This window comes from Sphingomonas kaistensis (genome assembly GCF_036884275.1).
Classification (GTDB): Bacteria; Pseudomonadota; Alphaproteobacteria; order Sphingomonadales; family Sphingomonadaceae; genus Sphingomicrobium; species Sphingomicrobium kaistense_A.
Genome location: NZ_CP145607.1, coordinates 1,450,406 through 1,462,086, shown reverse-complemented (window position 1 = coordinate 1,462,086; position 11,681 = coordinate 1,450,406). Strand labels below are relative to the sequence as shown.

Here is an 11,681-nt window from a genome sequence, read left to right as displayed (position 1 = left end):
AACAAGGACGTGAGCATGACCAACAAGCTTTCCCTTCTGCTGCTCGGGTCGATCGCACTGGCCGGTTGCCAGGTGCATCGCGGTGAAGACCGCCCGGCCCGCGGGCTGATCCCCGTCAACGAGCCGGTCGTCACCCGCGCGGACTATGTGTTCGACGCGGCGGCACCCGGCGGCAGCCTCGGCGCCCAGGAATCGGCTCGTCTCGACGGCTGGTTCCGCGGACTGGAGCTCGGCTATGGCGATGTCGTCAGCGTCGACGGCGTCGATGCATCGAGCGCCCGGGCCGACGTGGCGCGGGTAGCCGCCCGCTACGGCCTGCTGCTCGCCGACGGAAGCCCGGTCACCACCGGCGCGGTTCCCCCCGGAGCGGTCCGCGTGGTGGTCAGCCGCACCCGTGCTTCGGTGCCCGGCTGCCCCAACTGGTCGCGGCCGAGCAATCCGAATTTCTCCAACGAGATGATGAGCAACTTCGGATGCGCCTACAGCGGCAACCTGGCCGCCATGGTCGCCAATCCGGCCGATCTGGTCAGCGGCCGCGAGCCGTCGGGGCTGTCCGATCCGGTGCTCAGCAACAAGGCGATCCAAAGCTACCGGAACAAGGCGCCGGGCGCCAAAGGAGGCAATTGATGAACGCGCCGATCCAACGCGCAGGTTTGCGTGATCCGTTCACCGCTTTCGTCTGCGACGATGCCACCGCCGAGGTGCTTCGCCCGGTTGCGGTGGAACATGGCTGGAGCCCGGAAAAGGTCAACAAGGGCGGGCTGCGCAACGCGGTCCAGTCGCTGTCGGTCTCGGCTTCCCCGAACATCCTGTTCGTGGACCTGTCGGAATCGGCCGATCCCCTGAACGACATCAACGCGCTGGCCGAAGTCTGCGAGCCCGGCACGATCGTGATCGCGGCGGGCGGCGTCAACGACGTGCGTCTTTACCGCGACCTCCTCGCCAGCGGCATCCACGACTATCTGCTGAAGCCGTTCAGCGTCGACCAGCTGCGCGACACCTTTGCCAATGCCCAGATGATCCTGTCGGGCCCGCGCGGTGAAGCGCAGACCGACAAGCCGCACATCATGTCAGCGGTGATCGGCGTTCGCGGCGGAGTCGGTGCCTCGACGCTCAGCACCAGCCTCGCCTGGCTGCTGGGTGCCAAGGCGCAGCGCTCCACCGCGCTGCTCGACCTCGACATCCACTTCGGCACCGGCGCGCTGGCGCTCGATCTCGAGCCCGGCCGCGGCCTCACCGACGCGATCGAGAACCCCAGCCGCATCGACGGCCTGTTCATCGAACGCGCCATGGTCCGCGCCAACGACCGGCTGAGCGTGCTGTCGGCCGAGGCGCCGATCAATCAGCCGCTGCTTACCGACGGCACCGCTTACTTCCAGCTTCAGGAAGAAATGAAGAACGCGTTCGAAGCGACCGTTCTCGACCTGCCGCGCAACATGCTGATCCAATATCCGCACATGGTCCACGATGCCCATGTCGCGGTGGTGGTCAGCAACCTGACGCTTGCCGCCACCCGCGACACCATCCGCGTGCTCGCCTGGCTCAAGAGCAATGCGCCGCAGACCAAGGTCATCATGGTGGCGAACCAGATGCCCTCGAGCGGCGGTCTGGAAATCTCGCTCAAGGATTTCCAGGATTCGATCGAGCGCAAGGTGGACGTGCAATTCACCTCCGATCCCAAGCTTGCCGCGCAGGCGGCCAAGCTCGGCAAGCCGATGGCGGAAATCGCCAGCGGCAAGGCCGGGGCGCCGTTCAGCCAGCTGTGCAACATGGTGCTGAGCCATGCGACCGAGGAAGGCGCCGGCGATGCCGCCAAGATGGCCGCGGCCGCCCAGTCCAAGTCGCTGATGACCAGCCTCAAGGGCATGCTCGCCAAGCCGACGGCCAAGGCCGCGTAGCACGCTCGTGAAACGCAGCGCGCGATAAACAGATAAGGATGCCGGCATGTCGCTGACCCTGTTGCTTCTTGGCCTTGGCGTGGTGGGCGTGCTCGGCATGCTCTTCATCGCCCTGTCGGGCCCGAGCTCGAGCAAGGCCGTCAAGCGCCGTCTCGAGGCGGTGCGCGAACGGCATGGTGAGAACGGCTTGCCGGCGGTCGCCAACGCCCAGATCCGCAAGCTGCTGTCGCGGCGGGATTCAAAGTTGGAGAGCATTCTCTCCGGCCTCGTTCCCAAGCCCGCGGCGATGCAGAAGCGGCTCGAAAAGACCGGGCGCGCCATCACGCTTGGCCGTTACGCGATGGTCAATGCCGGATTGGTAGTGGTGGTCGCGGGCATCATGCTGTCGCGCGGCGCGCCGTTCCTGCTGTCGTTCCTGTTCGCCTTGTTCATCGGGATCGGGCTTCCGCACCTCGTCATCGGCAAGATGATCACGCGTCGGCTCAAAGCCTTCAACGCCAACTTCCCCGACGCCATCGAACTGATGGTGCGCGGTCTGCGCTCGGGCCTTCCGATCACCGAAACGCTCGGCATCGTGTCGAGCGAGATCAAGGGCCCCGTCGGGATCGAGTTTCGGGCGGTCAGCGACAAGATGAAGATCGGTCTCACCATGGAAGCCGCGCTTCAGGAAACCGCCGATCGCCTCGGCACGCCCGAATTCCAGTTCTTCGTCATCACGCTGGCGATCCAGCGCGAAACGGGCGGCAACCTGGCGGAAACCCTGTCCAATCTCGCCGATGTCCTTCGCAAGCGGGCGCAGATGAAGCTCAAGATCCGGGCCATGAGCTCGGAAGCCAAGGCTTCGGCGATGATCGTCGGCGCCCTCCCCTTCATCGTCTTCGTCATGGTCTACATGCTCAACCCCAATTACATGGGCGGCTTCTTCTCCGACGAGCGACTGATCGTCGCCGGGGTAGGCGCGATGGTGTGGATGGGCATCGGCGTCGCCGTCATGGCCAAGATGGTCAACTTCGAGATCTAGGGGCACCAGCACCATGTCACCCGCAGCCTCCGGGCCCACTCTCCTCGGCGTCGACGTCATCTGGTTCGCCACCCTGCTGACGGGTGTCGCCACGCTGGCGGTCATGATCGCCATCTATGCCGCGACCACGGTCCGCGATCCGATGGCCCGCCGCGTCAAAGCGCTGAACGAGCGGCGCGAGCAGCTCAAGGCCGGCATCGTCGCGTCGACCAACAAGCGCAAAAGCCTGATCAACAAGAACCAGGCGGCCGACAAGGTGCGCGGCGTCCTGTCGTCCTTCAAGATGATTCAGGGCAGCCAGCTTCAGGAGATCCAGGTCAAGCTGCTCCAGGCCGGCATCCGCACCAAGGACCTCGCCTTTTTCATCATCCTCGGCCGGCTGGTCCTGCCGATCGTGCTGGGCGGCGCGGCGATCCTGGCCGTCTATGTCTTCGACGCTTTCCCCGAATGGGGCGCGTTCAAGAAATATGCGCTGGTCGCGGGCGCCCTGATCGGATCGTACAAGGCGCCCGACATCTGGCTCAAGAACAAGATCGGCAAGCGCAGCGCCGCGATCCGCAAGGGTCTGCCCGATGCGCTCGACCTCTTGGTCATCTGCGCCGAAGCCGGTCTCACCGTCGATGCCGCCTTCGGCCGGGTCGCCCGCGAACTGGGCAAGGCTTATCCCGAGCTCGGCGACGAATTCGGCCTGACCTCGATCGAACTCGGCTTTTTGAACGAGCGGCGCCAGGCGTTCGACAACTTGGCCAGCCGGGTCGAACTGGAAGCGGTGCGCGGCGTCGTCACGACCATGATCCAGACCGAGAAATACGGCACGCCGCTCGCCTCGGCGCTACGCGTGCTGTCGGCCGAATTCCGCAACGAGCGCATGATGCGCGCCGAGGAAAAGGCCGCGCGTCTGCCGGCGATCATGACCGTGCCGCTGATCCTGTTCATTCTTCCGGTGCTGTTCGTCGTGATCCTCGGGCCGGCGGCCTGCTCGATCAGCGACAGCATGATCGGCGGCGGCTGAGCCGTTCGATACCGTCAGTGGGCGGCCTGGGGCGGTCGGTGGGGAACCATCGGCCGCCCTTCGTCGTAATGGTCGTTACGCAATCGCATCCGACAGGGACCCCACGCCATGACCAACTTCACCACCGACCAATGGATCATCCTTGGCCTTGTGTTCGTGCTCGGCCTGCTGGTCGGCATGTGGATGACCAGCGGTGGGCGCCGCAAATGGAAAGAACGCTACAACGAGGAAGTCACCGCGCGCAAAGCGCTGGAGACCCGTGACAAGGAGCGTGAAACCACCTGGGCGACCCGCGAAAAGGAACTGCGTGAGGACGCCGACCGCCGCGAAGCCGCCGCGCGTGCCGCGGCCGTGTCGGCTCCCGCCGCACGCACCGATCCTTATGTCGACGACCGCCTGCGCGACCGTCACCCGGACGATTTTTCGGGCCAGCGCCGCGATCTCGACCGCGACGGCGTGCCGGACAATTACGACCGCCGCCCGCTGGACGGCGACCGCCGCTAAGGCCGCCTAGCCTTCGATCCGCGAGAAATCCGCGACGCCGTGAACCGCGTCGCGCAAGCGGGCGAGGATATTGAGACGCCGACGCCGCACCGCGGGGTCGGCGTCGTTCACCGTCACCGTCTCGAAGAAAGCGTCGATCGGCCCGCGCAGGCTCGCGAGCGCGGCCATGGCGGCGCCGAAATCCTCCGCCTCGACCGCCGAGCGCGCAGCCGGTTCGGCTGCGTCGAGCGCGGCGACCAGCGTCCGCTCCGCCTCGGGCGCATCCGCCGGAAGCGCCGAGCCCTGCGCTTGCGCGAGGATTGCGCGGGCCAGTTCGGGCTCCTCATCGACCATCGACAGCGGATCTTCCTCGCCGGTCTGCGGCATCGCCTGCTCGCCCCGGTCGGCCATCACCCGCGGCAGGTCCCAACTCTCCTTCTTGAGGATATTGGCCGCCCGCTTGTAGCCGGCGAGGAGGTTTGCGCCCTCACCGCCCTCGACGAAGGATTGCAACGCTGCGACGCGGGCGAGAACCCGCACGAGGTCATCCTCCCCGCCAAGCGCGAACACCGCATCGATGAGATCGTGGCGGACGCCCGCCTCGCGCTGCTGAACCTTGAGGCGGTCGGCGAAGAAGTCGAGCAGGTCACCCTCGGCGATCGGCAGCCGCAAGCCGTTCTCGGTCACGATCTGGATGACTCCCAGCGCCGCGCGGCGCAGCGCGAAGGGATCCCTGCTGCCGGTCGGCGGCATCCCCGCGCCGAAGAAGGCGCGCAGCGTGTCGAGCTTGTCGGCCAGCGCCACCGCCACCGTGATCGGCGCGGTTGGCACGTCGTCGCCCTGCCCGACCGGTTTGTAATGATCGCGCACCGCCTCGGCGACGGCCTTGGTCTCGCCCTGCGCTTCGGCGAGGTAGCCGCCGATCAGACCCTGCAATTCGGGAAATTCGCCGACCATGCCGGTGACGAGGTCGGCCTTGCTGAGCGCGGCCGCGCGTCGGGCTTGGGCGGGATCGCAGTCCGGGACGATCCCTTCGCTGGCCAGCCATTCGGCGAGGTCGGCGATACGCTGCACCCGCTCGGCGACGGTGCCGAGCTTTTCGTGGAAAACGATGCCGGACAGCTTCTTCGCCTGCTCGTCGAGCGGTATCTTGAGGTCCTGCTCCCAGAAGAAGCGTGCGTCGCTGAGCCGCGCGGCGAGCACGCGCTGGTTGCCCGCGACGATCGCCGCCCCGCCGTCGCTCGCCTCGATGTTGGCGGTGCAGATGAAGGCGTTGGCCAGCGCGCCGCTGTCGTCACGCAGGACGAAATACTTCTGGTTGGTGCGCGCGGTCAGCTGAATCACCTCGGGCGGGACGTCGAGATAATCGGCGTCGAACCGGCCGAGCAGCGGCACCGGCCATTCGGTCAGCCCGGCGTTCTCGGCCACCAGCCCCTCGTCCTCGACCAGCGTCAGGCCGGCTTCGGCGGCGAGCGTGTGCGCCCGGTCGCGGATGATCGCGGCGCGCTCGTCGGCATCGACGATGACGTGGCAGGCGCGCAGTTTCTCCGCATAATCGGACGCGCCGCCGAGCGTGATCGGGCCGGGATGATGGAAGCGGTGCCCGACCGTGGTCGCGCCGCTCTCGATGCCCTCCACACTGACCGGCACGATTGCGTCGCGGAGCAGGGCGACGATGCCCTGCAAGGGACGCACCCAGCGCAGCGATGCGGTCGAGGCCGACGCCGCGCCCCAGCGCATCGACTTGGGCCAGGGGAAGTTGCGGATGATCCGCTCGATCGCGCCGCCCAGCACCGCCGCGGTCGGCTGGCCAGGCTTGTCGATCACCGCGAAATAGACGCCGTCGCGCTCGACCAGTTGGTCTTGGGCAAGCCCGATCTTGCGGAGGAAGCCTTCCAGTGCCTGCGGCGGGGCCGAGCTACGCGGGCCCTTGATCTCCTCGCTGACCGCCGCCGTCGCCAGCGGCAGCGTGCGCGCGATCAGGCCGAGCCGTCGCGGCGTGGCGAAGGTCTCGATGTCGTCGGCCTTAAGCCCGGCCTTGGCCAGTTCCTCGCCGAACATCCGCGCCAGATCGTTGCGCGCACGGGCCTGCATCCGCGCCGGAATCTCTTCCGAACGCAGCTCAAGCAAAAAGTCGGCGTGGGTCGGCGCGGCGGGCGCCGGATCGAGCGGCCCATGCTCGCGGGTGAAATCGGTGCTCATGCCGCTTTCTCCCCCTGCGCTTCCAGCCAGGCGCCGCAGGCCGCCTTCGCCAGGTCGCGCACCCGACCGATATAGGCCTGTCGCTCGGCGACCGAGATCACCCCGCGCGCCTGCAGCGTGTTGAAAATGTGGCTGGCCTTGATCGCCTGCTCATAAGCCGGAATGGCGAGCTTCCTGTCGAGGCAGTTCTGGCATTCCTCGCTCGCCTTGCGGAAGGCGTCGAACAGGCGCTCGGTCCCGGCGACCTCGAAATTCCACTCGCTCATCTGCTTTTCGTTGGCGAGGAACACGTCGCCATAGGTCGCCTGCCAACCGCCCGGGCCGGGCGCGTTGAACTTCAGCTCATAGACGTTGTCGACGCCCTGGATGTACATCGCCAGCCGTTCGAGCCCGTAGGTCAATTCGCCCGCGACCGGCGAGCAATCGAACCCGCCGACCTGCTGGAAATAGGTGAACTGCGTCACCTCCATCCCGTCGCACCACACTTCCCAACCGAGGCCCCAGGCGCCGAGCGTCGGGCTTTCCCAATCGTCTTCTACGAAGCGGATGTCGTGGGCCATGACGTCGATCCCGATCGCGGTCAGGCTGTCGAGATAAAGCTGCTGAAGGTCGGGCGGGCTGGGCTTCAGCATCACCTGATATTGGTAGTAGGCGCCGAGCCGGTTGGGGTTCTCGCCATAGCGGCCATCGGTCGGGCGGCGGCAGGGCTGGACGTAGGCGCAATTCCACGGATCAGGGCCGAGCGCGCGCAGCACGGTTGCCGGGTGAAAGGTGCCGGCGCCCATCTCCAGATCATAGGGCTGGAGGATCAGGCAGCCTTTTTCCGACCAATAGCGGTGAAGGGTCAGGATCAAGTCCTGAAAGCTGAGGGGCGCAGGCGCGGTCATGGCCGCGGGCCATAGGCCGGAGCTTGGCAGCGGGGCAAGCGGCTCCCATGTGTCGAAGGCGCGCCGGACAGGTGCGCGGCAGGAGACGAATGTGGGTCTGAAGTTCAACTGGATCGCCAAGGGCCTTGCGGCATTGGGCCTCGCCTCGGCGGGCGCTGGCGACGCGCGGGTGCCGTCCGATCCAAAGCCCGCGCTGTGGAAGGTCGCGGACAAAGACACCACCGTTTATCTATTCGGCACCATCCACCTTTTGCCGCAAGGCACGCGCTGGGAAAGCCCGCTGTTCGCGCGCGCCGCCGAGGAATCGCAGGGGCTGGTCGTCGAAACCATTGTCGATACCGCCAATCCCGCGCCCTTTGCCGCGACCATGATGCGGATTGCCACCGACACGCCGGGGCTGCCGCCGGTGCTTGACCGTGTACCCAGGGACAAGCGCGCCGCACTCGCCAGCGCCATCGCTCGCGCGCGTATCTCGCCCGCCGCGCTTGACCGGATGGAGACCTGGGCGGTCGCGCTTTCGCTGCTTGGGCCGCAGTTCGGAGCGATGGATTTAAAACAGGAAGAAGGCGTCGAGATGAAGCTCAAGGCGCGTTTCGCCGCTGCGGGCAAGCCGATCGGCCAGCTCGAGACCAACGAAGAGCAGTTGCGCTTCTTCGACCGTCTGCCCGAAAGTGCGCAGCAGGCGCTGTTGCTGGGCACGCTGGAAAGCCCGGCCGAGGTGAGCAAGGATTTCGGCGGGATGCTGAGCGCGTGGGGGCGCGGCGACGTCGCCGCCATCGCCAAGAGCTTCAACGCCGAGATGCTGGGTAGCCCGGCGATGGCCGAACTGCTGCTGAAGGAGCGCAATGCCAATTGGACCCGCTGGATCGAAGGCCGGATGGGCCAGCCGGGGACTGTCATGGTGGCGGTCGGCGCCGGGCATCTGGCGGGTGCCGATTCGGTGCAGGCAATGCTCCAGAAGCGAGGCCTTAACGTCACGCGCGTGCAGTAATCGGTTCGCGTTTTTCCCGGCCGACCGGCAGGGCTGGCAAGGCGCTCCCTAACCCTGCGCAAGGCGCCTGGCATAAAAGCGACAGTCATATACTTTTAAAGCACCGCTGCTTGCTGCTTTCGCCATCAACTGTACGGTTCGAGCCTTGCTCGGATACCTCTGATATCGTGCCATCTAACCGGAGAACCTCATGGCCCGCCTCTTCCGCTCGATACTGCTCGGCACCGCGCTCGGGCTGGCCTCGCCCTCGCTTGCGCAGACGGCGCAGCCCACTCCGGCCGCTGCCACGCTGCCCGACACCGATCCCGCTTTGTGGGTGGCCAAGGACAGCGACACCACCGTCTATCTGTTCGGCACTTTTCACGCGCTCGACGGCAAGACCGACTGGTTCAACGATGAGGTGAAGGCCGCGTTCGACCGGTCGAGCAAGGTCTATTTCGAGATCGTGAAACCCGAAAACGCGGCGGAAATGGCGCCGCTGGTCCAGAAATACTGGATGGCGACCGACGGCAAGCCGCTGACGTCCAGGCTCAGCGAAAAAGGCAAGAAAGATCTCGCCGCGGCGCTGGCCAGCGTCGGCGGCACCACCGCGATGGTCGAGCCGATGAAGCCCTTCGCCGCCTCGATGATGCTCGCCGCGCTCGGCATGCAAAAGGTCGGCAAGACCGGCGAACAGGGTGCCGAAGCCGTCATCACCGCCGCCGCCAAGGCCGGTAACAAGCCGATCGACCAGCTCGAGACCCTCGAATTTCAGATGCAGCTGTTCGACAAGCTGCCGGAAGCCGAGCAGATCCGCATGCTGGAATATACCGCCGCGACCTTTGGCGACATGGAATCGACCTTTGCCAAGATGACCAAGGCGTGGAACGCCGGTGACGCCGACGGTCTTGCCGCGATGATGAACGACATGCAGACGCAAAGCCCGGCGATGCATCAGCTGATGCTGACCGGCCGCAACGCGACCTGGGCCAAGTGGATTGAGGAGCGGATGAAGACCCCCGGCACCGTGTTCGTCGCGGTCGGCGCGGGCCATCTTGCGGGCAAGGACAGCGTCCAGGACTACCTTGCCAAGAGCGGGATCAAGACGGCGCGCATCAAGTATTGAGCAAAGCGCTGCGGGAAGGGGATAGTCTCCCCTTCCCGCTCGGACACTTGCCGCTTAACGAGCGGCCATGAGGATCATCGCCGGCAAATGGCGCAGCCGGGTCATCGCGGCGCCGCCTTCGCTTTCCACGCGCCCCACCGCCGACCGCACGCGCGAAACCCTGTTCTCGATGCTGGCGAGCCGGATCGGTAGTTTCGAGGATCTCATGGTCGCCGATCTCTTCGCCGGGAGCGGCGCGCTGGCGCTGGAAGCCCTGTCACGCGGTGCGGCGCAGGCGACCCTGGTCGAAACCGACGCCGCGGCGCGCAAGACGATCGCCGCCAATGCCGCGACGCTCGGCGCCGAGGTCAAATTGCTTGCCGGCTCGGCACTGAAGCTGCCGCCCGTCGCTGCGCCCTTCGACCTGATCTTTGCCGATCCGCCTTATGCGGCCGGGTCGGGCAATGCGGTCGTCGCGGCGGTCGAGCGGGCCGGGTGGCTGGCGCCCGGCGGCTGGCTGGCGATCGAAACCGCGCGCGGCGACCGGGTCGAGCCAGGCACGCTGCGGCTCGACGCCGAACGCGACACCGGGCCGGCCCGCCTCACCCTGCTCCAGCGCTAAGCGAGCTATTTCTTCTCCGCGACATCCTTGGCAGCCGATTTGGCGCTGCCTAATTCCTTCAATAGCCGCGCCCCGATCGCCGCGGCGGCGGCCTTGCCGGCCTTTTTCACATTGTCGGCGGACTTCACGGCCGTGGGATTCTTCGCTCCCGCATCGGCAATCGCCGCCACCGCGGCCAGCGCACCCGCTGCGAGGAGTTCGGACACCAGGGGGTGATCGGCGAGCTTCGATAGCGCTTCCAGCGGATGCGCGCGGGCGCCGCCGTCGCCGTCATGCTTCTTCGTCTTGGCCTTTTTGACCTTGGGGGCTTCGGCTTCGTCACCCTTGCGGGCCTTCTTCGGCTTCTTGTCCTTGGCCATGATATCCCCTGTGGCTGGTTACGGCAGACGACACATATCGGCATCGGCATAAGGCACCGCAAGCGCACAAGCGGTGGCAGCTTCCGAATCGAGCCAGGTCGGGACATCGGCGGCACGCAGCATCACCGGCATCGCCTTGGGATGCACCGCGCCGACCACGCCGTTCGGGTCGCAGGTGAGGAACGCCATGTAAGGCACCCCGCCCTCCCCCGGCCGCCACAGGCCGGCAAAGGCGAACAGCGGGTCGGCGCCCTCGTGCAGCCCGAACCACACCTTGCGCTTGGCGCCCTTTTCCCCCTCCCACTCGCAAAAGCGGGTGACCGGCACCACGCACCGCCGGTCGGTGCGATTGAGCGCGCTGCGCCAGAAGGGGCTGGCGAGATTACGGATGTTGGTCACCGGCCGCCCCTTGGCCGCGGCCGGTCCTGGAAAGCCCCATTCCATGATCTCGAGCTTGAGCCCTCCATCGTCCTTGCGGCGAAGCACCGGCGCAGGCTTGCCGGGATAGATTTCGCCGAAGGCCGGAAGATTGTCGCGCTCGCCCTCGAACGGGCCGAACAGCCGCTTCATCTCGTCCACCGTCGCCGTCATCGAATACAGATTGCACATCGTGTCGCCTCGCCTCGTCGGACCCGAATGATCGTTTCGCCGTTAAGCCGTTATTCCTCGCTTAACCCCGTCACCCATTGCCCGCTCGTTCAGGTTGAGGGGTGCAGACAAGTTCAAGCGATACCGCAACGAGAAACTAGGAGAATAGTCATGCGGACCATGATGATGGCAATTGCCGCCGCCGGTCTTACCGTTCCTGCCGCCACCTTGACCGTGGCCGCGCCTGCCGAAGCTCAGCGCTATTATAACGGCAAGACCTGGTATGACGGCCAGGGCCGCCTTCGCTGCAAGCGGAACAACGGCACCACCGGCCTGATCGTCGGCGCCGCCGGCGGTGCGCTGATCGGCCGTGCGATCGACACGCAGGGCAGCCGCGCCACCGGCACCATCCTCGGCGCCGCCGCCGGCGCGCTGATCGGCCGCGAAGTCGAGCGCAGTCGCAAGCGCTACGTCTGCCGCTAAGGCGTGTGCAAGCTGCCGCCTGAGGGCAGCAGCTTAGTGTATTGACACAAT

At 66.4% G+C, this 11,681-nt stretch carries 13 protein-coding genes; 9 read left to right on the top strand and 4 right to left on the bottom strand.

The features are described from left to right. The first annotated feature begins 15 nt into the window (after positions 1 to 15). The 5 genes from V6R86_RS07205 (at position 16) to V6R86_RS07185 (ending at position 4,435) form a co-directional block, all read left to right on the top strand. A complete protein-coding gene (locus V6R86_RS07205) occupies positions 16 to 627 on the top strand; it encodes a CpaD family pilus assembly protein (RefSeq protein WP_338503261.1) in 612 nt (203 codons plus the stop codon). Continuing rightward, entirely contained in the window at positions 627 to 1,898 is a 1,272-nt protein-coding gene (locus V6R86_RS07200; RefSeq protein WP_338503259.1) for a pilus assembly protein CpaE, read from the top strand. Before V6R86_RS07205 ends, V6R86_RS07200 begins: the two co-directional genes overlap by 1 nt. Before the next feature lie 46 nt (positions 1,899 to 1,944). Further along, the gene (locus V6R86_RS07195; protein WP_338503257.1) at positions 1,945 to 2,919 is read left to right on the top strand and encodes a type II secretion system F family protein; all 975 of its coding nucleotides are present in this window, start codon (positions 1,945 to 1,947) and stop codon (positions 2,917 to 2,919) included. Positions 2,920 to 2,932: 13 nt separating this feature from the next. Next, positions 2,933 to 3,931: a type II secretion system F family protein gene (locus V6R86_RS07190; RefSeq protein WP_338503255.1), complete on the top strand. Its 999-nt coding sequence runs from the start codon at positions 2,933 to 2,935 to the stop codon at positions 3,929 to 3,931. Between the two features lie 108 nt (positions 3,932 to 4,039). After that, entirely contained in the window at positions 4,040 to 4,435 is a 396-nt protein-coding gene (locus tag V6R86_RS07185; RefSeq protein ID WP_338503253.1) for a hypothetical protein, read from the top strand. A gap of 6 nt (positions 4,436 to 4,441) precedes the next feature. Here V6R86_RS07185 and glyS read toward each other — a convergent pair whose 3' ends face one another. Both glyS and V6R86_RS07175 read right to left on the bottom strand, forming a co-directional pair. Further along, entirely contained in the window at positions 4,442 to 6,508 is a 2,067-nt protein-coding gene (glyS, locus tag V6R86_RS07180) for a glycine--tRNA ligase subunit beta (protein WP_425335983.1), read from the bottom strand. Between the two features lie 104 nt (positions 6,509 to 6,612). Next, positions 6,613 to 7,503 (bottom strand): glycine--tRNA ligase subunit alpha, encoded by an 891-nt coding sequence (locus tag V6R86_RS07175; RefSeq protein WP_338503249.1) that lies wholly within the window; start codon positions 7,501 to 7,503, stop codon positions 6,613 to 6,615. Between the two features lie 91 nt (positions 7,504 to 7,594). Here V6R86_RS07175 and V6R86_RS07170 point away from each other — a divergent pair, with 91 nt between their 5' ends. The 3 genes from V6R86_RS07170 to rsmD all read left to right on the top strand — a co-directional run bounded on the left by V6R86_RS07170 (position 7,595) and on the right by rsmD (position 10,200). Continuing rightward, positions 7,595 to 8,494 (top strand): TraB/GumN family protein, encoded by a 900-nt coding sequence (locus V6R86_RS07170; RefSeq protein WP_338503247.1) that lies wholly within the window; start codon positions 7,595 to 7,597, stop codon positions 8,492 to 8,494. Positions 8,495 to 8,684: 190 nt separating this feature from the next. After that, on the top strand, positions 8,685 to 9,599 hold the full coding sequence (locus V6R86_RS07165; protein WP_338503245.1) for a TraB/GumN family protein: 915 nt from the start codon (positions 8,685 to 8,687) through the stop codon (positions 9,597 to 9,599). Between the two features lie 67 nt (positions 9,600 to 9,666). Continuing rightward, entirely contained in the window at positions 9,667 to 10,200 is a 534-nt protein-coding gene (gene rsmD, locus V6R86_RS07160) for a 16S rRNA (guanine(966)-N(2))-methyltransferase RsmD (RefSeq protein ID WP_338503243.1), read from the top strand. 5 nt (positions 10,201 to 10,205) lie between these two features. Here rsmD and V6R86_RS07155 read toward each other — a convergent pair whose 3' ends face one another. Together V6R86_RS07155 and V6R86_RS07150 are read right to left on the bottom strand one after the other, a co-directional pair. After that, entirely contained in the window at positions 10,206 to 10,559 is a 354-nt protein-coding gene (locus V6R86_RS07155) for a hypothetical protein (protein ID WP_338503241.1), read from the bottom strand. An 18-nt stretch (positions 10,560 to 10,577) separates the two neighbouring features. Further along, entirely contained in the window at positions 10,578 to 11,168 is a 591-nt protein-coding gene (locus tag V6R86_RS07150; protein WP_338503240.1) for an SOS response-associated peptidase, read from the bottom strand. Positions 11,169 to 11,318: 150 nt separating this feature from the next. On the opposite strand from V6R86_RS07150, the gene V6R86_RS07145 reads away from it, so the two are divergent. Then, complete coding sequence (locus tag V6R86_RS07145) at positions 11,319 to 11,630, top strand: glycine zipper 2TM domain-containing protein (RefSeq protein ID WP_338503239.1); 312 nt, start codon at positions 11,319 to 11,321, stop codon at positions 11,628 to 11,630. Positions 11,631 to 11,681 lie beyond the last annotated feature (51 nt).